This window comes from Pseudomonas viridiflava (assembly GCF_900184295.1).
Taxonomy (GTDB): Bacteria; Pseudomonadota; Gammaproteobacteria; order Pseudomonadales; family Pseudomonadaceae; genus Aquipseudomonas; species Aquipseudomonas viridiflava.
Genome location: NZ_LT855380.1, coordinates 1,771,420 through 1,795,723 on the forward strand (window position 1 = coordinate 1,771,420; position 24,304 = coordinate 1,795,723).

Annotated in this window: 21 protein-coding genes; 12 read left to right on the forward strand and 9 right to left on the reverse strand. The window is 59.9% G+C overall.

Features of this window, described 5'->3' with window-relative positions:
• The first annotated feature begins 19 nt into the window (after window positions 1-19).
• The gene (locus CFBP1590_RS08435) at window positions 20-664 is read left to right on the forward strand and encodes a TetR/AcrR family transcriptional regulator (RefSeq protein WP_088234828.1); all 645 of its coding nucleotides are present in this window, start codon (window positions 20-22) and stop codon (window positions 662-664) included.
• Between the two features lie 60 nt (window positions 665-724).
• Here the strand turns inward: CFBP1590_RS08435 and CFBP1590_RS08440 are convergent, their stop codons facing one another.
• From CFBP1590_RS08440 to CFBP1590_RS08450, 3 genes are all read right to left on the reverse strand, one after another.
• Window positions 725-3,415: a beta-glucosidase gene (locus CFBP1590_RS08440; RefSeq protein ID WP_088234829.1), complete on the reverse strand. Its 2,691-nt coding sequence runs from the start codon at window positions 3,413-3,415 to the stop codon at window positions 725-727.
• A 57-nt stretch (window positions 3,416-3,472) separates the two neighbouring features.
• The gene (locus tag CFBP1590_RS08445; RefSeq protein ID WP_058430958.1) at window positions 3,473-3,724 is read right to left on the reverse strand and encodes a hypothetical protein; all 252 of its coding nucleotides are present in this window, start codon (window positions 3,722-3,724) and stop codon (window positions 3,473-3,475) included.
• 456 nt (window positions 3,725-4,180) lie between these two features.
• On the reverse strand, window positions 4,181-5,263 hold the full coding sequence (locus tag CFBP1590_RS08450) for a helix-turn-helix domain-containing protein (protein ID WP_088234830.1): 1,083 nt from the start codon (window positions 5,261-5,263) through the stop codon (window positions 4,181-4,183).
• Window positions 5,264-5,538: 275 nt separating this feature from the next.
• Here CFBP1590_RS08450 and CFBP1590_RS08455 point away from each other — a divergent pair, with 275 nt between their 5' ends.
• The gene (locus CFBP1590_RS08455) at window positions 5,539-6,345 is read left to right on the forward strand and encodes an SDR family NAD(P)-dependent oxidoreductase (RefSeq protein WP_088234831.1); all 807 of its coding nucleotides are present in this window, start codon (window positions 5,539-5,541) and stop codon (window positions 6,343-6,345) included.
• 47 nt (window positions 6,346-6,392) lie between these two features.
• Window positions 6,393-6,689, forward strand: coding sequence for a YciI family protein (locus tag CFBP1590_RS08460; protein WP_058430959.1), 297 nt, complete (start codon window positions 6,393-6,395; stop codon window positions 6,687-6,689).
• Here the strand turns inward: CFBP1590_RS08460 and CFBP1590_RS08465 are convergent.
• Entirely contained in the window at window positions 6,668-8,755 is a 2,088-nt protein-coding gene (locus CFBP1590_RS08465; RefSeq protein ID WP_088234832.1) for a hybrid sensor histidine kinase/response regulator, read from the reverse strand. The two genes, CFBP1590_RS08460 and CFBP1590_RS08465, sit on opposite strands and share 22 nt — an antisense overlap.
• A 477-nt stretch (window positions 8,756-9,232) precedes the next feature.
• A complete protein-coding gene (locus CFBP1590_RS08470) occupies window positions 9,233-10,123 on the reverse strand; it encodes a LysR family transcriptional regulator (protein WP_088234833.1) in 891 nt (296 codons plus the stop codon).
• A 167-nt stretch (window positions 10,124-10,290) separates the two neighbouring features.
• On the opposite strand from CFBP1590_RS08470, the gene CFBP1590_RS08475 reads away from it, so the two are divergent.
• The 4 genes from CFBP1590_RS08475 to CFBP1590_RS08490 all read left to right on the forward strand — a co-directional run bounded on the left by CFBP1590_RS08475 (window position 10,291) and on the right by CFBP1590_RS08490 (window position 15,495).
• The gene (locus tag CFBP1590_RS08475) at window positions 10,291-11,373 is read left to right on the forward strand and encodes a 4-oxalomesaconate tautomerase (protein ID WP_088234834.1); all 1,083 of its coding nucleotides are present in this window, start codon (window positions 10,291-10,293) and stop codon (window positions 11,371-11,373) included.
• A 59-nt stretch (window positions 11,374-11,432) separates the two neighbouring features.
• On the forward strand, window positions 11,433-12,737 hold the full coding sequence (locus CFBP1590_RS08480; protein WP_088234835.1) for a dicarboxylate/amino acid:cation symporter: 1,305 nt from the start codon (window positions 11,433-11,435) through the stop codon (window positions 12,735-12,737).
• 117 nt (window positions 12,738-12,854) lie between these two features.
• Window positions 12,855-14,159, forward strand: coding sequence for a CitMHS family transporter (locus CFBP1590_RS08485; RefSeq protein WP_057407973.1), 1,305 nt, complete (start codon window positions 12,855-12,857; stop codon window positions 14,157-14,159).
• Between the two features lie 85 nt (window positions 14,160-14,244).
• On the forward strand, window positions 14,245-15,495 hold the full coding sequence (locus CFBP1590_RS08490) for an OprD family porin (RefSeq protein ID WP_029244223.1): 1,251 nt from the start codon (window positions 14,245-14,247) through the stop codon (window positions 15,493-15,495).
• A gap of 70 nt (window positions 15,496-15,565) precedes the next feature.
• On the opposite strand, the gene CFBP1590_RS08495 is transcribed toward CFBP1590_RS08490, so the two are convergent.
• Window positions 15,566-17,017 (reverse strand): NCS1 family nucleobase:cation symporter-1, encoded by a 1,452-nt coding sequence (locus CFBP1590_RS08495; protein WP_088234837.1) that lies wholly within the window; start codon window positions 17,015-17,017, stop codon window positions 15,566-15,568.
• 345 nt (window positions 17,018-17,362) lie between these two features.
• Here CFBP1590_RS08495 and CFBP1590_RS08500 point away from each other — a divergent pair, with 345 nt between their 5' ends.
• Window positions 17,363-18,082, forward strand: a complete 720-nt coding sequence (locus tag CFBP1590_RS08500; protein ID WP_088234838.1) for a GntR family transcriptional regulator — start codon at window positions 17,363-17,365, stop codon at window positions 18,080-18,082.
• A gap of 10 nt (window positions 18,083-18,092) precedes the next feature.
• A complete protein-coding gene (locus CFBP1590_RS08505; protein ID WP_088234839.1) occupies window positions 18,093-18,824 on the forward strand; it encodes an aspartate/glutamate racemase family protein in 732 nt (243 codons plus the stop codon).
• 164 nt (window positions 18,825-18,988) lie between these two features.
• Here CFBP1590_RS08505 and CFBP1590_RS08510 read toward each other — a convergent pair whose 3' ends face one another.
• The 3 genes from CFBP1590_RS08510 to CFBP1590_RS08520 all read right to left on the reverse strand — a co-directional run bounded on the left by CFBP1590_RS08510 (window position 18,989) and on the right by CFBP1590_RS08520 (window position 21,617).
• Window positions 18,989-19,213 (reverse strand): PLD nuclease N-terminal domain-containing protein, encoded by a 225-nt coding sequence (locus CFBP1590_RS08510; protein ID WP_057410430.1) that lies wholly within the window; start codon window positions 19,211-19,213, stop codon window positions 18,989-18,991.
• 18 nt (window positions 19,214-19,231) lie between these two features.
• Window positions 19,232-20,455, reverse strand: coding sequence for a zinc-dependent alcohol dehydrogenase (locus tag CFBP1590_RS08515; protein WP_029244219.1), 1,224 nt, complete (start codon window positions 20,453-20,455; stop codon window positions 19,232-19,234).
• A 256-nt stretch (window positions 20,456-20,711) separates the two neighbouring features.
• Window positions 20,712-21,617, reverse strand: coding sequence for a LysR family transcriptional regulator (locus tag CFBP1590_RS08520; protein ID WP_088234840.1), 906 nt, complete (start codon window positions 21,615-21,617; stop codon window positions 20,712-20,714).
• Window positions 21,618-21,722: 105 nt separating this feature from the next.
• Between CFBP1590_RS08520 and epsC the strand changes: the two genes are divergently transcribed.
• Genes epsC through CFBP1590_RS08535 form a run of 3 tightly spaced genes read left to right on the forward strand, consistent with a single transcriptional unit; the run spans window position 21,723 to window position 24,301 of the window.
• Entirely contained in the window at window positions 21,723-22,487 is a 765-nt protein-coding gene (epsC, locus tag CFBP1590_RS08525) for a serine O-acetyltransferase EpsC (RefSeq protein ID WP_088234841.1), read from the forward strand.
• A gap of 18 nt (window positions 22,488-22,505) precedes the next feature.
• Window positions 22,506-23,396: a VOC family protein gene (locus CFBP1590_RS08530; RefSeq protein ID WP_088234842.1), complete on the forward strand. Its 891-nt coding sequence runs from the start codon at window positions 22,506-22,508 to the stop codon at window positions 23,394-23,396.
• Between the two features lie 14 nt (window positions 23,397-23,410).
• Window positions 23,411-24,301, forward strand: coding sequence for an NAD(P)-dependent oxidoreductase (locus CFBP1590_RS08535; protein ID WP_058430968.1), 891 nt, complete (start codon window positions 23,411-23,413; stop codon window positions 24,299-24,301).
• Window positions 24,302-24,304 lie beyond the last annotated feature (3 nt).

Below are 24,304 nucleotides of genomic sequence, written 5' to 3' on the forward strand. Positions count from 1 at the left end.
TGAAGTAAACGAATTCATCATGTCCGAAAACGTGCCCGATCCCGCCGCAGCGCCAGCCGCCAAACGTCGTCGCATCCCGAAAGGGGATTTGCGTAAGGTCGATATCATCAAGGCAGCGCTGGTGATCTTTGCCCGCGATGGCTTTGCCGGTGCGTCGCTGTCGAACATCGCCAAGGTGGCGGGTATTTCCCAGGTCGGATTGCTTCACCATTTCCCCAACAAACTGGCGTTGCTGCAAGCGGTGCTCGACCATCGGGATCAGTACATCTCGACACGGTTGCAGGACGCCGAACAGGTGGCAACGCTGGAAGGCTTTGTCGCGTTTCTGCGGTTCATCATGCGATTCAGCATTGAAGATGCGTCTGTCAGTCAGGCGCTGATGATCATCAACACCGAAAGCCTGTCAGTTACTCATCCGGCGCATCGATGGTTCTGCGAGCGTTCTCATATCGTCCACAGCCATCTGCAGGCGCAGTTGAAGCTGCTGGTGCAGGCGGGCGAAGTGCGTGAGGATATCGACGTGAAACAGGTCAGCATCGAGCTGGCGTCGATGATGGACGGGATGCAGATCCAATGGCTTCGTTCACGTGCCGACGTGGACATCGAAGGCGCATTCAACCGGTTCCTCGACCGAATGGTGTCGGACCTGCGGGTACGCCAGTAGAGAAGATGCTGTGCAGCAGGTTGGCAATCGGTGGTCGCGAAGACCACCGATTGCTGCCTGTCAGTAAGCCTGTTCCGGCTTGACCTGTACGGCCTTGCGCAGCGGAACGGGGAGAGGGTTGGAATCACGCGTGGTCAGTTGCTCCGGGTAGAGCGCGACGACGGTGCGATTCAGAGCCAGGTTTTCCGAGTCCTTGCCGACCAGCACCTTGAACTTGCCAGGGTCCACATTCCAGCTCACCGAATCCGGCGAGTAGTAAGCGAACGAACGCGAGTCCAGCGCAATGGTGACGGTCTTGCTTTCGCCCGGCTTCAGGTAAATCTTGGAGAAACCTTTGAGTTCCTTCTCCGGACGATCAACCTGTGGCTTCGATGGTTGCACGTACAACTGAGCGACTTCGAACCCGGCCTTGTCACCGGTGTTGGTGATCGTGAACGTCGCGTTGATGGTCGAACCGGGCGCCAGCACGTTGCTCGACAGTTTCAGGTCGCTGTACTCATACGTCGTGTAAGACAGACCGAAACCAAACGGATACAGCGGTTTGGTGTGCTTCTTGTCGTAACCGCGATAGCCCAGATACAAGCCCTCGCTGTAGGTCATTTCAGTGGGCGGGTTGGCACTGCTGAAATAGTACGGCACAGGATCCTTGTACGAGGCGTAGCTCGGGTTGTCCTCGGCCTTCTTGTCCAGGGTGATCGGCAGCTTGCCGGACGGGTTGACCTTGCCGAACAGGATTTCAGCCAGTGCCTGACCGCCTTGCTGGCCGGGGAACCAGGCGTGCAACGACGCTGCAACCTTGTTGGCCCACGGCTGCATGTCCATGCCGCCACCGCCGTGCATCACCACGATGGTTTTCGGATTGGCCTTCTGCACGAAGCTGATCAGTTCCGACTGGAACTGTGGCAGTTCGAACGGATGGTCGAGGGATTCGCCTTCGTATTCGAAGTTGCTGCCTGCGGCGACGACCACGGCATCGTAGTCGGCCAGGTTTTTCGGCGGACGCAGCGACGCCCAGCTCATCTGAACGCCATTCATGCCGCCCAGCACCGGTGTGAAGTTGCCTTTGAGTCGGCGATATTCCAGGCGCACGTTGTACTCGCTACCGGCTTTCAGGCTGGCGGTCTTGACGGTGCGAGGCACGACCGGAATCAGGTCGAACGAGACCTGACCGCCTTCGTCTTCGGCCACCAACTCATCGTTGATCCACAGCTTGTATGCGCCGTCGGCCCGGACCTTGAACACATGCGGGCCGGTGATCGTTGGTTTGATCTTGCCGGTGAAACGGGCGGAGAACGCGCCTGCTGCCGGGTTGAAACCGCTGACGGTGCTGGTGCCGTTATCGGTCGCGTTGCTGCTGGTGATCCAGTCCAGATTGACGCCCGGCTCGATGCGCGTGGCGACCGGATCGCCGGACAGGTTCGTGTTGCCGTAGTACTCGGCCTTGACGCCTGTGTTGCTGATGGCCTGTTTGTCACTGCCCGGCTGATACCAGACCGAGGACTTCGGGTTCAGGCTCATCTGGCTGATGTAGTCGACATTGGTCGTGTTCGACGCCAGTTGCTTCAGGCCACTGAGCTCGGTGACGTAGCTGCTCGGAACGGAGTAGGCGGTCCCGAACGGCGACGTCGGTGGCTGAACGGCCAGATCGCCGATGACGGCAATTTTCGCATTTTTCGCTAGCGGCAGCAGCGGCTTCTGTCCATCCACCGGTTCGTTGCGCAGCAGCACGATGGATTCCCGGGCCACGTTCAGCGCAGCGACCTGACCGTATTCGCGATGCACCAATGGCTGCGCCTTGTTGATGCCCTTGTCGAAGCCGTAGCTCACCAGCGCCCTGAGGTTGCGGCGGACCTTGTCGTCGATCACGTTCTGGTGCAACTGGCCATTCCAGACGTAAGGCAGCAGTTTGGCTTCGGTAAACTGCAGGCCGCTCGGCATGTCGATGTCAGTGCCTGCCCAAGCGCCTTTGAACGCGTCCTGAACCGAGTTGAAGTCGCTCATGACATTGCCCTGAAAGCCCCACTGGCCTTTCAGAATGTCGGTGATCAGGTGGTGATTCTCGCAGGCATACTCGCCGTTGATCTTGTTGTAGCCGCACATGACCGAGGCGATGTTGGCGTTCTTTACCAGCGACTCGAAGCCCGGCAGATACAGCTCCTGCATGGCGCGCTCGTCGATCTTCACGTCCAGATAATGCCGGTTGGCTTCCTGTTCGTTCATCAGGTAATGCTTGGCGGCGGCCTGCACGCCCTGCACCTGAATACCATTGGTGACCGCAGGTGCCAGCACCGCGCCAAGGAAGGGATCCTCGCCACTCATGTACTCGGCGGAGCGTCCGTTGAACGGCGTGCGGTACAGGTTGATGGCCGGAGACAGCATCTGCTGGCCGCCTGCGATACGGGTTTCGTAGCCGATCGCCAGACCGAATTCCTTGGCCCGGTTGATGCTCCAGGTCGCAGCCAGAGCCGACGGCGACGGGTACTGCGCGCCGAACGTCTTGCCGCCGACCAGAACGCCCATCGACGAGTCATAGGCCACAGTGCCTTGCAGGCCGAACTTGTCCAGCTTGGGGATCATTCGTCCGTCGTCGACGCGAGAGAAATTGATCTTCTCCGATTGCGTCATATTGTCCAGCATTGCGCCGACGCGCGCTTCTACTTCGTTGCCGGTCATGGGGGTGGCGGCAAACAGCGCACTTGCCTGGGCAACGCTCAGCGCTAGAACGCTCAGGCTCAGGCCTTGTTTGATCATGGACACGGTACTACTCCTCGGATAGTGGCTTGAGTGATGGTCGAATCAACGCAGCGCTCACGGCTTTTTTTCATCCACGACAGGGGCATCTGCGGTATCGACAGGGGCGTCCAGCACGGCTTGTTCGCCAGTCGGTTGCTTTTGGGTCACGGCGTCAGTACCGGTGAGGTGCTGGCGCTTGGCATCGACCTGCGCACGTAGCGCATCGGATGTTGCGGGCGAGGGGGGCTGATGGTCCGCAGCCGAAGCGGGGAAGTTGATCAGGCACGTCAGTAAAGCGGCGGCGACAGGCAGCAAGCGTCTGGCCATCGGGAAATCTCCAGATAGAGTGTGTTGGCTATAAGTGTGTGTCGGACGGGGGTAGGGGGCCGACGGCGAGCATTAAGGCCGCAGTGTGGGGATAAAGTTCTCGGGCGGCAAAGAAAAGACGCTGTTTTTGTGTTGAATATTAAAAAATTTCAATAGTTATATTGTTTGAAAGATAATTTTATTGAGATTTATTTGCTTAAATAGTTAATAAATATCAATAAAGTATCCATAAAGTAGAATTCAGTGCAATAAATAACCATTTTTTAAAACAGAGTGATCATTCTGTTTTTAGGGTTTAAAGCGGATTCTGGTAGGAGTTTCTGAAGGGTTTCTGAGGGCTGCCGGTTGGCTGCAATACCCGTGTTTCGCGTTCTAAAACGGACTTAAACGATAAGGCCAGGCTCCGCTATCGACTCGGGAAGGTTTGCCAGCGCTACGTCGAAGACGTCCGTTGATTTATCGCCGACCGGGCTTCGAGACCGTCAAACCCGCTTCGTAATCGATCTCGTCGGCAGCCTTCTCGTTGCGAACCGCACCCGGCGTTTTCCCTGTCCAGGCCTGAAAGGCCCTGGCAAACGAGTTGGGGTCTTCGAACCCCAGCAGGAACGAAATTTCCGCACTCGACATGGCCGTGTTGCGCAGGTAATGGTGGGCCAGCGACTCACGCAGGGTGTCGAGTCTCTGTTGAAACGTAGTGCCTTCGCTTTGCAACCTGCGCTGCAGGGTGCGGGTGCTCACGCCCAGCTTGCGACCGACCGCCTGCATCGAGACCTCCCCGGCCGGCAGGCTCTCCAGCAATGCGCTGCGTACCCGTTCCAGCATGCCGCAGGTTCTGTCCAGATCCGAAAGGCGCTGGCGCAGGTCGGGCTCGAAGAACAGCCACATTCTGTGATTTTCGGTCAGAAACGGGCGATCCATGTCGGCGTTGTCCAGTACCAGCATCGTGACGGCGCTGTGCGTGACCGGGATGCCAAAAAACGCTGCATAGAGGTCTGAATCTTTCTCGAAATCGTCCGGCAATGGCCAGCTGATCTGCAGCGGATTGACCTGGGTGCGAGTGGCCAGCCGTGCCAGTTGCACAAACAGCACCATCTTGAAAATCAGAAACACGGCCGGTGGCGGCTGCGAAGCGGTCAGGAAGTCCAGCGTGATGGTGGTGTGTTCATCGTTGCGCACCATGCGGATGGCCATCGGTGCGATCAGCCGTATGTAGGTGGCGAGGCGCTCCATGGCCGCTCTCATGTTTGCGCTGCACAGGGCGGCAAACAATTCCGGATCGAACCAGTCCGCGGACATGACCCGTGCGATCTGCAGGGGCGTTGGAACCGTGGGTTGCAGGGATTGGGCTTCGGCCTCGATGGCTTCCCACAACCGAAAGAACTCGGCCGAATTCAGGCGCACGCTGCGACGTGCGAACAGGTCACCCGGCAACTGCGCGCGTCGCAGTACCGGAGGCGCGGTCACGCCAGCGTCCTGCATCAGAAGTCGCCATCCTGGCCAAACCGAATATTCCAGCGCCGAGCTGCGTTTGCCGTTCATGGGCTTTTCACTCAAATGTCTGCACGTTGCAGGGCAGTCTAGGTAGCCGATCGTGCCATCACCATAGCCGATGACGCCAAGGCGGCGCGCTGAAGATTGGCGCGTTGGGCAGTCATTCTGGCGCGTTGCGCGAGTGTCAAAAGGCCGGTGCACGAGCAATCTGGTGTCACGGGCAAATGTGTCGGGCACTTGATGACTCATCAGGACCGCTTCGATGTCACAGCCCGCCGAGCAGCCTTACAACGGGCACACATGCGACTCTTCAGGGCATTCAGATGAAAAAGACAGTGTTGATTACCGGCGCATCCTCAGGCTTTGGGCTGCTGCTCGCGACCCGGCTTCACGATCAAGGCTTCGAGGTGATCGGCACCAGCCGTCATCCCCAGAACCACGCGGGTCGTTTCCCCTTCAAATTGCTGCGTCTTGATGTCACCGATGACGCGTCCATCCAATTCTTTTTGGAGCAGTTGTTCACGAACATTCCGCGCGTCGATGTGCTGATCAATAACGCCGGTTACATGCTGACCGGTATTGCCGAAGAAACCCCTGTCGAGGCCGCGCGGGAGCAGTTCGAAACCAACTTCTGGGGCACGGTCAAGGTGACGAATGCGTTGCTGCCGTTCATGCGCGAGAAGAAGGGCAGTCAGATCATCACGGTCAGCTCGATTGTCGGCCTGATAGGGCCGCCCAACCTGTCCTACTACTCGGCGTCCAAGCACGCGGTCGAAGGCTACTTCAAGTCGCTGCGCTTCGAGCTGGACCCGTTCGATATCAGGGTGAGCATGGTCGAGCCTGTCTGGTTCAAGACAAAGCTTGGGCTCAATGCCGTGGCTTCGAAAGGCCAGCGGATCGCGGCATACGATCAGTACAGAGGCCGAGTAGATGCCGTTACCCAAAAGGGTTTGAACGAGGCAGAAGCACCTGACGCAGTGGTGGAGAAAATCATCGGGCTAATGGGTACACGCAGGCCGCCATTGCGCAATCCGGTCGGCAAGATGTCAGGAATGATCGTGTTTCTACAGCATCATGCTCCTAAAATGTTCGAAAGCTCGATCCTGAAAAGCGTGGCCTCGGCTCGATAGTCTGGACGCCACGGACGCTATTCCTTCTATCTTGCAGGTGATCGCTCATGAAGTTCTATTTGTGCAAATACCTTCCGCCCCGCGCGGACTTTCTCGCCACGATGACCGATATCGAACGCGCTTTGATGGCGCAACACGGGGCTTATCTGAACGAGCTGCTCGATAAGGATGTGATTGTCGCGCACGGGCCAGTCATGGACGAGCAGGGTGGTTACGGCGTCTCGCTGTATCAGATCAACGATGATCAGGAGATCGGCGACTTCACGTCACAGGACCCCGTCGTCAAGCAGAGGGTAGGCCACTATGAGCATTACCCCATGCTTCACTTGAAGGCGCGTGGCTGACCCTGCTCCTGGCTGCGTTCGCTGATCAGTTCCTTGATCCTGGATGCCAGCACTTCCAGCCCGAACGGCTTGGTCAGTATCTGCGTCTTCGGTTGCAGGTGGCAGCCGTCCAGTGCCGAGGTCTCGGCGTAACCAGTGATGAACAGCGTGGGCAGGGCGGGGCGTTTCGTGCGTGCGGCGTCGGCCATTTCCCGGCCGTTCATGCCACCGGGCAGGCCGACATCGCTGATCAGCAGGTCGATGTGTATGTCCGACTGCAAAATCTCCAGGCCCGCCTGCGCATCGGCCGCTTCCAGCGCGTGATAGCCTTCTGTTGAAAGCACCTCGACGACCAGCATTCGCACCGACGGTTCGTCGTCGACCACCAGCACCGTCTCACCGTGGTGGGGCAGCGGCGTTTCGTCACTGCTCTTGTCAGTGGTTTCCTGCTGCGCATCGGGAAGGTGACGAGGCAGGTGCATCACGATGGTCGTGCCCTGGCCTTCGACCGACTCGACCTTGATCTGGCCGCCCGACTGCCTTACGAAGCCATACACCATCGACAGACCCAGGCCGGTTCCCGCACCAATCGGCTTGGTGGTGAAGAACGGCTCGAATGCCTTGGCCACGGTCTCCGGACTCATGCCGGTGCCGGTGTCCGTCACGCGAATACTCAGATGATCGCCAGCCGTGATGCCGTGGTCCGGGTCGATGCATTCATCCAGCGAAGCGTTGGAAGTCTCGATGATGATTCGGCCGCCGTTGGGCATGGCATCCCGTGCGTTCAGGCACAGGTTGAGCAGGGAATTTTCCAGCTGCGCATGGTCGATCAGCGCCGGCCAGACGTTGTCTCCTGCAACGACTTGAAGCTCGATGGACGGGCCGACTGTACGGCCAATGAGTTCTTCCATGCCGTGAATGAGGGTGTTCACGTTGGTGACTTCAGGGGACAGCGTCTGGCGTCGGGAAAAGGCCAGCAGACGATGCGTCAATGATGCGGCTCGTCGAACGGCACCCTGAGCCACGCTCACATATTTGTCCACATCGGCCAGACGTCCCTGGGCCATGCGGGTCTGGATCATTTCCAGACTGCCCGAGATGCCGGCCAGCAGGTTATTGAAGTCGTGGGCGATGCCGCCGGTGAGTTGTCCCACGGCGTCCATCTTCTGGGCGTGCCGCAAGGCATCTTCGATCTGTTCACGTTCGTGAATGGCCTGCTCGATGCGTTGTTCCAGCGTCTGATTGAGTTCCTTGACGGCCACTTCGGCCTGCTTTCTGGCCGTCACATCGATGGACGAGCCAATCAGGCCGATGACTTCCCCGTCGTCGTTGAGCAGCGGGGCCTTGGTGGACAGGAACGTGGCGGCCGAGCCATCGGGCAGGTTGACCTGCTCCTCGATCTGCTCGCTGGTGTTGCCGTCCATGATCCGGCGGTCGGTCTGCATGATGATCCGCGCCTGATCCTTGTCCTCCAGAAAGTCCATGTCGGTCTTGCCGATGAAGAATTCCGGCGGCTTGCCGATCAGCGTTTCCGTGCCGCGATTGGCGACCAGCATCCGGCCTTCCAGATCCTTGGCGTAGACAACGCCGGGAACCGCTGCGGTGAAGATACGCAGCAGCGAGGTCAGACGGTCCCGCTCCTGTTCGGCGGCGCGGCGTGCTTCGATATCCAGCAGTACGCCGGGGCAGCGTACGGCCTGGCCCTCTGAGTCGCGTTCTATACGACTGTTGGCTTCCACCCAGCGATAACCGCCATCCTTGTGCTTGACCCGGTACTCGCAACGGAAGATGTCGCCGCTGTTCAGGATGTCCTTGATGGCGTCCCCGACCCTGATAACGTCGTCAGGGTGGATGGAGGTCATCACGCACTCGAGCGGCAGGCCTTCACGGCAAGTTTGCCTGGGTAATCCGAAGGTGCGGGCAAAGCGCTCGTCAGCCACCAGCAGATCGCCGGGCACGTCCCAGATCCAGGTGCCCACGACGGCGCCCGAGTCCAGTGCCAGCTGCATCTGCTCGAAGTTTTCTTCAGTTGAAGAACCCGATTGTTCTGAATGTATTGGCCTCATGTCAGGCGCATCATTATCCATACGGTCGACTCGTTTACGCGCTTGGTTTGCAAGGCCTTATTCATCAGGCAGTTTTGCTGAGCAGAAGTTGTGCAATTCGAAAACTTTTGCGGCCACAGGGTCTGACGTGAGCATCACTGACACGCGATCATTCCATAAATCGCCGACCAAGGTGATGTTAAAAGCACATCATCCGCTCACTGGTCCGGCAGCTCACAGACGATATCGCCTTCGTCGACAGCACTCCGGGTCTTGAATGCCGGTTGCTGTTTGCGCATTGAAGTATCTACAGGATGATCGAGTATCTGAAGGCAGCCCGCTGTCAGGCAACGTATCGCCAGTCTGCCTCAACACTGATCGTGCCCATCGCTCTGAAGTGGGCATGCCGCCCGTGACGCTCCGCGTCACAAATGGCACAGACTGCGGATTCAGTGAGCCAAGCGCGTGGCTCAAGTCACCTTTTCGCCCCTCGGCGACTTATTCATAGTTCGCCAGCCGCTATTGCGGCCACTGCTCCAGCAACATCGCTACAAACTTCTCGGCAGCAGGGGACAGGGATGCGCCGCGCCTCGAGACGAGCCCCAAGGTTCTGATCACAACCGGGTCAACCAGCGGAACGCTCACCAGCGTCGGATGATCGTCGGCCGGCATTGCCAGGCTGGGCATCGCCGAGATGCCGAGACCTGCCTCGACCATCCCCAGCGACGTGGACAAATGCTGCACCTCGTAGAACCACTTAGGACGCCAGCTCAATCCGGCCAATGCATGGTCGAGGATCATCCGGTTACCACTCAAGCGTCCTACACCGATCAGCCGATACTCGCTCAGCTCGATCCAGGCCACGGATTCGCGCTGGGCCAGTTCATGATCACGTCGGCACGCCAGCACGAACTGCTCTTTCACCAGCGGCACGAACTCAATGTCCGGATGCTGCCCGCTCATCATGTTGATGCCGAAATCCGCCTCGCCCCGCAGCACCGCTTCCAGACCTTCGTTGGCACTCAGGTCGAGCAGGCGGATGCGGATCTGTGGATAACGTTCGTTGTACAGCCGTATCACGCTGGGCAGAAAATAGAATGCGGCCGTCGGGATGCAGGCGAGGGTGACCTGACCGATCTGACGTTCGGCCAGTTCACGGATATTGAGAATCGAATCCTCGAAATCATCCAGCAGCCGTCGCGCCTTGGGAAAGAAATCCCGGCCTACGCTCGTCAGACTCACCCGTCGCGTGGTGCGATCCAGCAACGAAGTGCCCAGGCCCTGTTCCAGTTTCTTGATGCGTCGGGTGAGCGCTGGTTGCGAAATGTGCAGCACATCGGCAGCTTCGTGAAAGCTGCCAAGTTCGGCGATCTTCACAAAAGATCGGATATCCTGCAGTTCGTATTCCAAGATTTATTCCCCGCTGCCGAGCATGAAAGGACAATGTGCCGAGCTTACATTATTTCGTTAAGTGGAATAATGGCTACGATCTTTGCATTGGATAAAACATAAACATCCGTGTGACTCTTGCTTTCAACGCATCAATGCTCCCAATTGATCACCAAGAGTCAGACTTTATGCAACCGATTCCCTGCGTCCTCATGCGCGGCGGCACCTCGAAGGGGCCGGTGTTCCTCGCCAGTGATCTACCCGTTTGCACGGCTGAACGTGACGAACTGCTGCTGGCCGTCATGGGCTCGGGGCATGAACTGGAAATCGACGGTATTGGCGGCGGCAGTCCGCAGACCAGCAAGGTCGCGATTGTCAGTCCTTCTCCGCACGCCGACGCCGACGTCGATTATCTGTTCGTGCAGGTTATGGTGTCCCAGCGCCGTGTCGACACGGCGCCCAATTGCGGCAACATGCTCTGCGCCGTCGGGCCGTTCGCGGTCGAGCACGGACTGGTGGCGGCGACCGGCGATGTCACCCAGGTGCGGATTCGCAACCTCAACACCGGCACGTTCGTCTGCGCCGACGTCAACACGCCGGGCGGTCAGGTCAGTTATGACGGCGACACGCAGATCGATGGCGTGCCTGGTTCTGCGGCACCTGTGCAACTGACCTTTCTCGACGCGGCGGGCAGCAAGACCGGCAAGCTGTTCCCGACCGGCCAACAGACCGATGTCTTCGATGGCGTGCCAGTAACCTGCATCGACATGGCAATGCCGATGGTCATCATCGAAGCGACGCTGCTGGGCAAGCGCGGCGATGAAAGCCCTGCCGAACTGGATGCCGACACTGACTTCCTGCGCAAGCTGGAAGCGCTGCGGCTCAAGGCCGGTGCGGCGATGGGGCTGGGTGATGTCAGCGACAAAGTGATCCCCAAGCCGGTGCTGGTTTCACTGCCCAGCGCAGGCGGTACGCTCAAGGTTCGTTACTTCATGCCGCACAACTGCCACAAGGCGCTGGCCATTACTGGCTCGATCGGTCTGGCAACGGCTTGCGTGAGTGACGCCACGGTGGTCGCGCAGTTGCTTGGCACCGGCGGCAACGAGCGCTTGCAGCAGGTACGAATCGAACACCCGAGCGGGGCCATCGACGTTGCGATGAGCTACGTCGGACCAGACCGGCAGACCATCCGGGCTTCGGTGGTGCGCACGGCGCGCCGACTGTTTTCCGGCGAAGTGTACGCGCCACTCGCTCAGCGACTTGCGGGCTAAGCCGCCTGACCTGATTATCAAATCCGCATCAGAACAACTCCAATAATGGGTGATGCCTCATGAAAATCGCAAAATCACTGTATTTCCAGATCATCTGCGCCGTGATCCTCGGGGTCCTGGTCGGACACTTCTGGGCGCAGCAGGCCGTCGCCCTCAAACCGCTGGGCGATGCATTCATCAAGCTGATCAAGATGATGATCGCTCCGGTGGTGTTCTGCACCATCGTCATCGGCATTGCCGGGATGAGTGACAAACAGTCGCTCGGTCGCCTGATGAGCAAGACGCTGCTGCTGTTTCTGGGGCTGACCGTGGTCAGCCTGATTATCGGACTGGTCGCGGTCTACGTGTTCCAGCCCGGAACCGGCATGAACATCGATCCGACAAAGCTCAGTACGGCAGGCCTTTCCCAGTACACCGAGTCGGCGGCCAAGCTCGGTGTCGTGGACTTCTTCATGCACATCATCCCCGAGACCTTCGTGGGGGCGCTCAACAAGGGTGAAGTATTGCCAGTGTTGTTCATCGCGGTGCTGTCGGGCTTTGCCCTGTCGTCGCTGGGCGAGCGCGGCAAGCCGGTGCTGAATGTGCTGGAATCGGCTTCGCACATGGTCTTCAAGATATTTTCCTACCTCATGCGCTTCGCCCCGATTGGCGCGTTCGGCGCGCTGGCGTTCACCGTCGGCCAATACGGCATCACTTCGCTGGGCTCACTCGCCAAGCTGATCATGACCCTGTACATCGCCTGCGGTTTCTTCGTGTTTGTGGTGCTGGGCAGCATTTGCCGGGCCAACGGCTTCAGTCTCTGGAAACTGCTGCGCTACTTCCGCGAAGAGTTTCTGGTGGTGCTGGGCACCTCGTCCACGGAACCGGTCATGCCACGCATGCTGGAAAAACTGCAGGCGCTGGGTTGCAAGAAAGGTGTTGTCGGTCTGGTGCTGCCAACCGGTTATTCCTTCAACCTGGACGGCACGGCGATCTACCTGTCGCTGGCGGCGGTGTTCATCGCCCAGGCCTGCAACATCGAACTGAGCATGACCCAGACCCTGACCATGCTGGCGATCATGCTGCTGTCCTCCAAAGGTGCGGCAGGCGTGACCGGCAGCGGCTTCGTTGCACTGGCCTCGACCCTGACCGTGATCCATGACATTCCGCTCGCTGGCCTGGCCTTGCTGATCGGCGTCGATCGGTTCATGTCCGAAGCCCGCGCGCTGACCAGTCTGGCCAGCAACGCGGTGGCAACTGTGGCGATCTCGCTGTCGGAGAACGCCTGTGACCGTCAGGTGCTGATGCAGCAACTCGACAACCGATCGACAGCCAAACGGCCTGCCCCGGAATGGGACACGCCGCAGGTCGCCGAACGGAGCTGATCCGGCCTCAACAACCTTCGACCGACACGTATCATCTGCCTTCGGGCCTCGCCATCGCGAGGCTCGACAGGCCTTGCCGTGCGCGTCGTTCATCCATAACAACAAGAGAATATTCCGATGCTTGCCTTCCTCGGCCTAGCCATGGTGGTGGTCTTCACCTACCTGATCATGTCCAAACGCCTGTCGCCCATCGTCGCGCTGACCCTGGTGCCTGTGGTCTTCGCGGTGCTGGGCGGTTTCGGCGGCACCACTGGCAAGATGATGCTCGACGGCCTGAAAATGGTCGCCCCGTCTGCCGCACTGCTGCTGTTCGCGATTCTGTTTTTCGGGCTGATGATCGACGCCGGTCTGTTCGATCCGCTGATTCGCAAGATCCTCAAACGCGTCAACGGCGACCCGATGAAAATCGCCGTCGGCACCGCGTTGCTGTCGCTGACTGTCGCACTGGACGGCGATGGCACCACCACCTACATGATCACCTGCGCGGCGATGCTGCCGCTGTACAAGCGCATCGGCATGAACCCGATGATTCTGGGCATCATCTCGATGCTGTCGCTGAGCATCATGAGCGGCATGACGCCCTGGGGTGGACCGGCCACGCGGGCCATTGCCGCGCTAGGGCTGGATGCCGGCGAGTATTTCATTCCGCTGCTGCCGACCATGATCGGCGGGGCTGCGTGGGTGGTGTTCACCGCCTTTCTGCTCGGTCGCAGCGAGCGCAAGCGCATCGGCAATGTGCAACTGCAGAGCGGCGGTGGCGGTTGCTACATCGACGCCATTCTGGGCGACACGCCGCACAAACGGCCCAAACTGGCCTACGTCAACCTGGCGCTGGTGATCGTGGTGATGGTGGCGCTGGTCATGGGTCTGATGCACTCGGCGATCCTGTTTCTGATCGGCTTCGTGCTGGCGCTGATGATCAACTACCCGCAACTGGACATTCAGAAAGAGCGGATTCTGGCCCACTCAGGCAATGCCATGACCGTGGTCTTGCTGGTGTTCGCCGCAGGCATCTTTGCCGGGATTTTTTCCGGCACCAAGATGGTTGATGCCCTGGCGCAAACGCTGGTCAGCTGGATTCCGCCGGAGTGGGGCCACCTGTTTCCGCTGGTGGTGGCGATCACCAGCATGCCGCTGACCTTCGTGCTGTCCAACGATGCCTATTACTTCGGCGTGGTGCCGATTCTCGCCAACGCCGCAGCGGCTTATGGCATCAGCCCGCTGGAAATCGCCCGCGCCTCGATTCTTGGCCAGCCGGTGCACCTGATGAGTCCGTTGGTGGCGTCGACCCTGTTGCTGGTCGGCATGATCGACCGTGACATCGGTGACTTCCAGAAAGCCACCCTGAAATGGGCCGTGCTCACGTCGCTGGTGGTCACAGCGCTGGCCCTGTTGACGGGGGCCATCAGTCTGTTCGTCTGACCCCATAACTTTCCTGTGCATTCACGCGCCCTCGACCGGGGCGCGCGAATCGCTGCGCCTCCAATAACAAGAACGAGCCATGAGCATGAACACATTTTTCCAGCGTACCGCCTTGCCTTCACTGCTGTTGAGCGTCGCCCCTTGGGTGAGCGCGGACGGTTTCATCGAAGACAGCAAATTGAAGCTGCAGCTGCGCAATGTCTACTTCAATGAGAACTTCCGTGACGAACATGGCCTGAGCACGCGCGCTGCGTTGACGGCCAAGAGCGAGCGGACCGAATGGGCGCAAGGGTTGCTGCTGGATTATCAATCCGGGTTCACCCAGGGCGTGCTGGGTTTCGGCGTCGATGCTTCCGGCTTGCTGGGCATCAAGCTTGATTCCGGCAAGGGGCGCAGCGGCACCGGCTTGTTGCCGGTCCACAGCGATGGCCGCGCGGCCGATGAGTTTTCGAGTCAGGGTGCCGCTGCCAAGGTACGTCTGGCCAAGACCACCGTGAAATATGGTTCGCTGCTGCCCAAAACGCCGGTCCTGGTCTACAACGATGCGCGCCTGTTACCGCAGGTCTATCAGGGCACCCAGTTCACCAGCACAGACATTGAAAACCTGACCCTGACGGGCGGGCGCCTGGATCAGTTCAAGTTGCGCGACTCGTCAGACAGCCGCTCGATTGTTCCTGATGGTTTCAGCGGCAAGGGCGCGGACTTTACCTATGTCGGCGGCGACTACCGGCTCGGCAAGAACGTTCGTCTGAGCTACTTCTATGGCGAGCTGGAAGAATTCTATCGCCAGCAGTTTGCGTCCATTCAGCACGACCTGAAGCTGGGATCCGGCGTGCTGACCAGCGACCTGCGTTATTTCCACAGCGTCGATGCTGGTGCTGCGCGCAGCAGCAAGATCGACAACGACATGCTCAGCGGTCAGCTGACCTACGCGCTGGCCGGGCACAGCGTCGGGGCCGGTTATCAGGTATTGAGCGGCGACGCCGGCCTGCCTTATATAAGCGGGGCGACGGTGTACTCGTTCAGTAACGTGGGCATTGGCAAGTTCATTGAGGAAGACGAGAAAACCTGGATGGTCAGTTACGGTTACGATTTCGCCCGCCTGGGTGCGCCGGGCCTGACGTTTTCCACGCGCTACCTGCGTGGGGATAACGAGAAATCAGGTCCGGCGCAGTTGCGCGAGTGGGAACGTGACGCCGAGATTGCCTACGTGGTGCAAGGCGGTGCCCTCAAGGGGCTGGGTGTGAAGCTGCGCAACTATGTGTATCGATCCGATTTCGCCCGGGGGCGCGACAGTAACCGGCTGTACCTGACCTATGACATTGCGCTCTGGTAACAAAAACCGTTTCAGGAAAAGCACAATGCCTGGGCGAGCCAGGCATTGTTCGTATTCGTTGAAGCCTTGATCAGCCGTGGCTGGCGGTCGGTGCCATATTCGCAGCCTGAACCGGCGAGCCTTTGGTCAGCCCGTAATACAGTACGCCGCCCAGAATGCAGCCAGTGAACCAGGCGAAGTTGGCGATGGGCTTGAACCAGGGAATGAAGGTGAAGCACAGGCCGACCAGCGCAGTGAGCAGCAGTGCTTTCACGGCGACCCAGTTCACGCCGTTGGTGTACCAGTAGCGACCGCTCGGGGTGTCGTTGAACAGCGCATCGACGTCGATCTGCTGCTTCTTGATCAGGTAATAGTCGACCAACAGAATGCCGAACAACGGACCGATGCAGGCGGCGAGTACGTCCAGGGTGTAGTGGATCACTTCCGGGTTGTTGAACAGGTTCCAGGGCGTGATGAAGATCGAGGCCACGGCGGCGATCATGCCACCTGCGCGCCAACTGATGCGGCTCGGTGCCACGTTGGCGAAGTCAAACGCCGGGGACACGAAATTGGCGACGATGTTGATGCCGATGGTCGCGGTGACAAAGGTGAACGCACCCAGCAATACCGCAGTGGTGTTGTCGATGCGCGCCACGGTGGCAATCGGGTCGTGGATCATCTCACCGAAGATCGGCAGCGTGCCGGAAACGATGACGACAGTCACCAGCGAGAATGCCAGGAAGTTCACCGGCAGGCCCCAGAAGTTGCCACGGCGCACGTCCGCCATGCTGCGGCAGTAGCGGCTGAAATCGCCGAAATTCAGCGTCGGCCCGGAGAAGTAAGAGACCACCAGCGCGATGGCCATGACCACCTGGCCGAATGCGGCCCAGCCCGACAGTTCTTTCTCGGCCAACGTGAAGCTGATGTTGTCCCAGCCGGCGCGCCAGACGATCCAGCCCGCGAGGGCGAACATCACGGCATACACCGCAGGGCCGGCCCAGTCGATGAAGCGTCTGATCGATTCCATGCCGGTCCAGAACACCGCGGCCTGAACGACCCATAAAGCCAGAAAGCCGAACCAGCCCAGCCATGACAGGCCGAGAAAGGTCACGCTCTGATAGGCAGCCAGTTCCGGGAAGAAACGCAGCACCACGATCACCAGCGCGCTGGACGCCAGGTAGGTCTGGATGCCGTACCACGCCACTGCAATCAGACCGCGAATGATCGCCGGAATGTTGGCCCCGAAGACGCCGAACGCCAATCGGCAAATGACCGGGTAGGGCACCGCAGCCTGCTGGCTGGGTTTGGCCACCAGATTGGCGATCACCTGAATGATGCAGATGCCGACCAGCAGCGCGATCAGCACTTGCCAGCTGGCCAGGCCGAGGGCGAACAGGCTGGCGGCAAAGACGTAACCACCGACGCTGTGCACGTCGCTCATCCAGAACGCCAGAATGTTGTACCAGGTCCACTTCTGCGGAACCGGTCCCAGATCATGGTTGTGCAGGCGCGGACTGTAGCCGGCCGGGCGTTGGTCTGTCATTGCGTTACTCCCTCGCTGATTCGTGACGGGATCGGGGTACGATCGTTGATCTTTTTTGTATACGATCGTGTACGCAAGACATGTGCCATGCCCGATTTTATGGGCTGTGATCAAGCTGAAAGCATTGTCTCAATAAGGTTTTTTGCAGGAAAACTGACGTTTTGGTCAAGCATCAACCGGTTACTGAAATGCACGTAAAGGGGGCGCTTTTGCGCGTTTAAGGTGCGAAAATCGCTGCGAAACGTAGCGTTTGCTCGGTGGTATCGTTTAGATAGCGCTATTCATAAGCAAATTCCTCGGGCACTATTCTTGTATACGATCTGCATGCCAAAGCGATGTGATGCCATGACCCGACCTTCCAGCGCCCCTCTTTTCATTGCCCCCGCTGCCGACGAAAAAGGCCGCGATGAGCAGATCTATCAGCACGTGCTGGAAGCCATCGTCGAACACAGGCTGGCGCCCGGCACACGTTTGCCTGAGGATGCTCTGGCCGAGGTGTTCGAGATCAGTCGCACCGGCATTCGCAAGGTGCTGCAACGTCTGGCGCTGGAACGACTGGTGACGCTGCGGCCCAAACGCGGCGCGGAAGTCGCCCAGCCCTCGGCGCAGGAAGCGCAGGATGTGCTGGGCGCCCGACAGCTGATCGAACCTGCCTTGATGGACACCATCGCGGCACGCGTCAGCGGTCAGCGTCTGGAAGCTCTGCGCACGCTCTGCGATCAGGAACACGCGGCCCAGCATGCAGGTCGTCACAGTGAAGCCATTCAGTTGTCCGCACGCTTTCATGTGCAGTTGTGTGCGCTGGCAGGGAATCAGGTGCTGACCGAGCAGGTGGGGCAATTGACCACGCGTTCATCTTTGATTCTCGCGGTGTATGGCTCGCGGCGCAGCGTCGGTTGCGATTGCGGCGAGCACGCCGATCTGCTGACCTTGCTGGAAGCCGGGCAGGGTGACGAAGCACGGGAGTGGATGGCCGAGCATCTGCGTCGCATCCGCGCCAGCCTTAACGTGGATGAACCCGTCAGCGAGACGGTGGACTTCCACAGTATTTTCAAACGGCGCTGAAGGAGGCCCGGTGCGTATTCAAGTCATCAACCCCAACACCAGTGAAACCATGACCCGCAAGATGGGCCTGGCGGCAGAAACTGTCGCAAGGCCCGGCACGCAGATCATTGCCTGCACCCCGGCGGATGGTCCGGTGTCCATCGAAGGCCATTTCGATGAAGCCATCGCGACGCTTGGTGTGCTGGAAGAAGTACGCAAGGGCCGTGAGCAGCAGGTCGATGCGCATATCATTGCCTGCTTCGGCGACCCCGGTCTGCTGGCCGCCCGGGAAGCCGCGAGCGCACCGGTCATCGGTATCGCCGAAGCGGCGTTTCATGTGGCGAGCCTGATCTCGACCCGGTTTGCCGTGGTCACTACCCTGACTCGCACCCGGATCATTGCCGAGCACCTGCTTCAGCGTTATGGGTTCAGTGACTTGTGCACGTCGGTGCGCTGCATTGATCTACCGGTACTGGCGCTGGAAGAGAGCGGCCCGGAACTGGTCGAACTCATGGCCGAACAGGCGCGCAAGGCACGCGATGAAGAAGGCGCTGGCGCCATCGTGCTGGGTTGTGGCGGGATGGCTGATCTGGGGCGGCAACTGAGCGAAGCCGTCGGCCTGCCAGTGATCGATGGCGTCGCAGCGGCCGTGAAGCTCGCCGAATCGCTGGTGGATCTGGGCCTGACCACCAGCAAACACGGCGACCTGGCCGACCCGATTGGCAAACCGTTCAAGGGGCGGTTCGGGTATTTGAGTCGGTAGGCGTAGCGCCTGTGTCCATTGCTGAAGCGGACGCAGAGCGTCCAGAGAGGCATTCCCACGCGGAGCATGGGAACGATCAAAGTTGGACAGTTGATGATCGTTCCACTCTGCGTGGTAACGCCGCCCAGGACGCTCCGCGTTCGCTCTCGAATGTGAAGTGCCCATCACCCCTTGCTGTGCTCATTCGACGTCGGTGCCTCGACCACGCCACGCGGGCCGCTGATGCCCCAGATCCCGGCACCCACGATAGGTAGTGCAAGGATCAGCACTGTCCAGCCGATTTTGGTGCCGGACGATTTGGTCGAGCGCCAGACGCTGTAGATCAGCCAGGCATCCAGTGCCAGCACGATGATCACTGCCGCGATCCAGAACACGTTAAACGCTTCCATGATGTACCTCCTTCTTTGTCACAACGCTGGAACACCCGTCAATGAGTCAGGCACCGTCACGGGTATGTCATTGCTGCCCGGCGTCAGGATCACCTTGCGGCAGTCTTCTTCTTTCTTGTCGAAAATCTTGTAGGCCGTCGCGGCCTCTTCAAGCGACATGCGGTGGGTGATGATCGCCTCGGGTTGCAGGCGGCCGGTCTCGATGTAGTCCAACAGTTCAGGCATGAAACGCTGCACATGGGTCTGGCCCATCTTGAACGTCAGGCCCTTGTCGAAGGCATCGCCGAACATGAAGCCGTGGATAAAGCCTGCATAAACCCCCGGCACACTCACCACGCCGCCGCGCCTGACGGTCGCGATGCACTGGCGCAGGGCCTTGCCGCTGCTGCCTTCGAGCTTGAGGGTGGCGAGTACCGTTTCGGTGGTGCTGCCCTTGGCTTCGAAGCCGACTGCGTCCACGACGCCGTCCACCCCACGCATGCCCGGTGTCTGGCGAATGATGGTGTCGGCCGCGTCGTCATCCTCATCGAAATTGATCGGAATGACGCCATAAGTCTGTTGTGCGTAAGCCAGGCGATAGGGATGATGGTCGACCATAAAAATCCGCTCGGCCCCCAGCATTCGCGCGCACGCCGCGCTCAGCAGACCGACCGGGCCCGCCCCGTAGATCGCAATGCTCGAACCCTTGCCGATACCGGTGTTGGTCACGGCCTGCCAGGCGGTCGGCAGGATGTCGGAGAGAAACAGCACCTTCTCGTCCGCCAGCGTACCGGGGACCTTGAACGGGCCGGTATTGGCCTTGGGCACCCGCACGTATTCAGCCTGTCCGCCGGGGATGCCGCCGTACAAGTGACTGAAGCCGAACAGCGCGGCTCCCGGTGGAATGGACTTCTTGTTGAGGATCGCGCCGCGTCCGGTGTTGGTGGTTTCACAGGCCGCGTACAGATCCTGATTGCAGAAAAAGCATGAACCGCAGGCAATCACAAAGGGAATCACGACGCGGTCGCCACGCTGCACGGACGTTACGGCCGAGCCAGTCTCTTCCACGATCCCCATGAACTCATGGCCAAAGATATCGCCATGCTCCACCGTGGGAATCTTGCCGCGATACAGGTGCAGGTCCGAACCGCAGATGGCGGTCGCCGTCACTCGCAGAATGATGTCATCGGCCTGCTGTATTTCAGGATCTGGCACGGTATCGACTTTGACATTGTGTGCGCCGTGGTAGGTCAACGCTCTCATGGGAAGCCCTCAGTCTGATCGGGAAGTCTGATCTGTTACTTCTGATGAGCGGATTCCTGGTTTTTTGGTTCAGCGAATTTGTTCGAGGCGGGACTAACGGTTGCTCTGTGGCATCGATGACAGGACGCAGGTGCTGTTCGTCGGGTTGTTGAATACCTGGCCTGAACGGCCTGTCGGGGGCTCTGTCTCGCCATACCCGCGGGAGAAACGCGACTTATTGGGGAGGCGCCGCCGAGTTTGCAGCGCTCATTCCAGTTCAATGCCTGAACGCGGCCATATCCTGCAACAGCATCCCCATTAACCGGCTCGCACCCACGCTGAGTTGACGACCCAGGCGGCTGATCAGGTGCGTCTGCGGGCTGCTGAACACCTCGTGCTGCAACGGCAGCGCCCGGAGTTTTCCACTGTTGATTTCCTCCTCCACAACGAAGGTCGGCAGCAGCGTGACGCCACCCTGCATGGCGAAATGCTTGAGCATGGCGAAGGTGTTACAGGTCAGGGTCGGCTCGAGCGTGACGCCCAACTGGTGTTCGGCTTCAAGAAGAATCTGGCGAATGCCGTATGAGACGGCGGGGAGTGCCAGGCGGTATTCAGCCAATGTCTTGAGTTCGATGGGGCCTGGTTGCTGCGTCAACGGATGATCCGGTGCGGTCACCACGCAGACCGGCTTGCGCTGGTGGGCATGGGAACGGATTTTCGGGTCGGCGGCCGGGTTGAAGACCAGACCGATGTGCGCCTCATCCTCGACCACCTGACGGATCACTTCATTGCTGCCGCAGACATTCACGATCAGCTCGATTCGTGGGTACAGCGCCGAAAACTTCGCCAGCGGCTGCGCCAGGCTTTCTAGAAAACCCTCCCCGGAGACCAGCGTCACCGAACCGCTGTGCAGGCCGCGCAGTGCCTGGATGGAATCCAGCAGGACTTCCTGTTGAGTCAGCCGCTGGCGGTAATAGGCCAGCACCTTGTCACCGGCTTCAGTGGGCTTGACCCCGCGTCGATGGCGCTCCAACAGCGGCGAACCCAGCTCCAGTTCCAGTTGCGCGATCTGGCGGCTGACCGCTGACGGCGCGACATTCAGAAAGTCCGCTGCTGCCCGCACGCTGCCCAGCCGCACAGCTTCGAAGAAATAAAGGATCCGACGATCCTGCACCAGACTCATTGGCTGTCCTGTGTTGCGCTCAAGGCAACATAAATTCGATTTTTGGATTATTGCTGAGAGGGGAGAACGCTGTCCATACTCGATCATCAGCACAAGGGAACGCGTATGAAGGCTCTTTGGCAGCGTCTGCGGGAGCAGGCAAAACAGTTGGGTGAGCGTAACCCGATACTGGGCCGTTACGGACAGGATCGAGTACTGGCCCATGTGTCCTTCGAGACTGCACTGGCTGCCAGTCTGGCCAGGCAGTTGCAGAGCCACGCACCAGAAGCCGATCTCGCCAGCTGGTTCGGCAGCGTCCTTCAAGCGCATCCCGAGATTGCCGAATCGGCAGCATCAGACATCGACCATCTGGTGATCGTCAACCCGGCCTGTCCCGATCACCTCACCGCCTTTCTGACCTTTCGTGGCATCCAGGCCGTGCAGGCGTATCGCATCGCTCACGCCTTGTGGAACGACGGCGATCTTCAAAGTGCAGTCCTGCTGCAGAACTGGGCGGCCAATACCTGGGCCATCGACATTCATCCCGCCGCGCGTCTGGGCAAGCGCCTGTTCGTGGATCACGGCATGGGTCTGGTGATCGGTGAAACCGCTGTGGTCGAGGACGACGTCAGCCTCTGGCATGGCGTCACCCTGGGCAGCACGCTCAGCGAGGCAGGCGACCGGCACCCCAAAATTCGTCGCGGTGCGCTGATCTGCGCAGGCGCCACGGTGCTCGGCAACATCGAAGTGGGCGAGCGCGCCATCGTTGCCGCTGGCGCGGTGGTGCTCAAACCCGTGGAAGCCGGTGTCGTGGTGGCTGGCACGCCAGCCAAAGTCATTGGCAGGGCGCCGGATTCACTGGCGACCTTCACCAGCAAATCTCAGGTCTGATTCAGGGAGCAATCGCATATGGCTGCCGTCGCCCAGTTTCCACAAGGCATCGATCATCCGCTGGTCACTGTCCGTGATCACGCCGCCACGCTTGAGTTGTATCGTCGGATGGGCTTCGCGCCGTCGCCGGTCAGCTATCACCCGTGGGGCAGCGTGACTTCGTTGATGATGTTCAAGAGCAACTTCATCGAGCTGATCGGCATTCACGATGCGTCGCTGTTCGGCACCGGCTCGGTCAATGGCTTCTGCTTCGGCCGCCAGTTGGGCGAGTTTCTGGAGCGCGGCGAAGAGGGCGTTTCGCTGGTCGCGCTGCACAGCCAGGACGCCGACGCGGACCATGCGCGGCTGATGCAGGCCGGTTTGCCGAGTCAGGGCCGAATCGACTTCCGTCGCGCCATGACCTTGCCGGACGGACGTCCTGACGAAGCGGTGGTTTCGCTGGGGCTGTTCATCGACCCGCAACTGCCTGACGCCTCGAATTTCATTTGTCATCAGCACCGCCCCGAACTGATCTGGGTGCCGGGCTGGCAACAGCATCCCAACGCGGTGGACGGCATTGTCAGCGTGACGTATCTGGCCGATCCCGCTCAGCTTGAACCGCGCTGGCGTGCGATTTACGGCGATGCGGTGAGCTGGCAGGGCAACGTGTTGTTCGCCGACACACGATGCGGCGTGTTGCGCGCCATGGATGCGACAACGGCCGCTCGTCATTACCCCGATACGCCGCTGCCACAAGCCCATCGCGAACGGCCACACGCCATCGCCATCGGCCTGCACACCACCAGCCTCGACACGCTGCGCGCCATTCTTGCCGAGAACCACGTGCCGCATCAGCAGGCGCCTGGACGCGTCATGGTCGAGCCGCAGGCGGCAGGCAACGTCATTCTTGAATTCGTACAAAACCTCTAATCGAGATGCAGAACATGACTTTGAAAACAGGCGTCATCGGACTGGGCAACATGGGCGGCGGCATGGCCGCGACACTGGCAGGCAAGGGCTTCGATGTCAGTGGATTCGACCTGTCGCAGACCGCGCTGGCGACGGCCGAAAGCAAAGGCGTGAAGCCGGTTGCCGACCGCACGCAGTTGATCCAGAGCGTGGACATTCTGATTCTGTCGTTGCCCAAGGCCGAGCATGTCGAGTCTGTTTGCCTGGGGGCTGGCGGCATTCGCGAAGTGGGCCACGAAGGGCTGATTGTGGTCGATACCACGACCTCGACGCCTGAGATGAGCCGCAAGGTTGCTGCCGAACTGGCCAAGGCTGGAATCGCCTTCATCGACGCCCCGGTGTCCGGCGGCCCTAAAGGCGCTGCCACCGGCACCATGTCGATGGTGATCGGCGCTGAAGAGGCTGATCTGGCGCGGGCCATGCCGGTGCTGGAAGGCATGAGCGGCACGCGGGTCCACGTCGGTCAGTGCGGCGCGGGCAACGTGGCCAAGATCGCCAACAACATGCTTGCGGCCTGCCACCTGATCAGCACCGCCGAAGCCGTCGCGATGGCGGCCAAGGCAGGCGTTGACCCGGAAAAACTGCTGCAGGGCCTGAACGCCGGTTCCGGCCGCAGCGGCGCGACGCAGGTTATGTTCCCCACCTGGGTATTGAACAAGGCCTACGACTCGGGCTTCACCATGGGCCTGATGCGCAAGGACGTCGGCCTGGCCAGCGATCTGGCGGACAGCCTGGACATGGACCTGCCGTTGTCCCGCGTCGTCGCGCAATTGTGGAAAGCCAGCAGCGAGACGCTGGCCGATAACGAAGACTTCTGCGCCATCGTGCAACGCACTGATGCCAAACTTTACGGTCACGGAGAATAAGTG

Bases quoted from the DNA above. Each gene is read 5' to 3' on its own strand.
- CFBP1590_RS08480 (WP_088234835.1), top strand. From the start codon at position 11,433: ATGAAAATCGCAAAATCACTGTATTTCCAGATCATCTGCGCCGTGATC.
- CFBP1590_RS08530 (WP_088234842.1), top strand. From the start codon at position 22,506: ATGGCTGCCGTCGCCCAGTTTCCACAAGGCATCGATCATCCGCTGGTC.
- CFBP1590_RS08440 (WP_088234829.1), bottom strand. From the start codon at position 3,415: ATGATCAAACAAGGCCTGAGCCTGAGCGTTCTAGCGCTGAGCGTTGCC.
- epsC (WP_088234841.1), top strand. From the start codon at position 21,723: ATGAAGGCTCTTTGGCAGCGTCTGCGGGAGCAGGCAAAACAGTTGGGT.
- CFBP1590_RS08465 (WP_088234832.1), bottom strand. From the start codon at position 8,755: ATGGATAATGATGCGCCTGACATGAGGCCAATACATTCAGAACAATCG.
- CFBP1590_RS08520 (WP_088234840.1), bottom strand. From the start codon at position 21,617: ATGAGTCTGGTGCAGGATCGTCGGATCCTTTATTTCTTCGAAGCTGTG.
- CFBP1590_RS08475 (WP_088234834.1), top strand. From the start codon at position 10,291: ATGCAACCGATTCCCTGCGTCCTCATGCGCGGCGGCACCTCGAAGGGG.
- CFBP1590_RS08445 (WP_058430958.1), bottom strand. From the start codon at position 3,724: ATGGCCAGACGCTTGCTGCCTGTCGCCGCCGCTTTACTGACGTGCCTG.
- CFBP1590_RS08455 (WP_088234831.1), top strand. From the start codon at position 5,539: ATGAAAAAGACAGTGTTGATTACCGGCGCATCCTCAGGCTTTGGGCTG.
- CFBP1590_RS08490 (WP_029244223.1), top strand. From the start codon at position 14,245: ATGAACACATTTTTCCAGCGTACCGCCTTGCCTTCACTGCTGTTGAGC.
- CFBP1590_RS08450 (WP_088234830.1), bottom strand. From the start codon at position 5,263: ATGAACGGCAAACGCAGCTCGGCGCTGGAATATTCGGTTTGGCCAGGA.
- CFBP1590_RS08515 (WP_029244219.1), bottom strand. From the start codon at position 20,455: ATGAGAGCGTTGACCTACCACGGCGCACACAATGTCAAAGTCGATACC.
- CFBP1590_RS08510 (WP_057410430.1), bottom strand. From the start codon at position 19,213: ATGGAAGCGTTTAACGTGTTCTGGATCGCGGCAGTGATCATCGTGCTG.
- CFBP1590_RS08495 (WP_088234837.1), bottom strand. From the start codon at position 17,017: ATGACAGACCAACGCCCGGCCGGCTACAGTCCGCGCCTGCACAACCAT.
- CFBP1590_RS08460 (WP_058430959.1), top strand. From the start codon at position 6,393: ATGAAGTTCTATTTGTGCAAATACCTTCCGCCCCGCGCGGACTTTCTC.
- CFBP1590_RS08485 (WP_057407973.1), top strand. From the start codon at position 12,855: ATGCTTGCCTTCCTCGGCCTAGCCATGGTGGTGGTCTTCACCTACCTG.
- CFBP1590_RS08435 (WP_088234828.1), top strand. From the start codon at position 20: ATGTCCGAAAACGTGCCCGATCCCGCCGCAGCGCCAGCCGCCAAACGT.
- CFBP1590_RS08535 (WP_058430968.1), top strand. From the start codon at position 23,411: ATGACTTTGAAAACAGGCGTCATCGGACTGGGCAACATGGGCGGCGGC.
- CFBP1590_RS08500 (WP_088234838.1), top strand. From the start codon at position 17,363: ATGACCCGACCTTCCAGCGCCCCTCTTTTCATTGCCCCCGCTGCCGAC.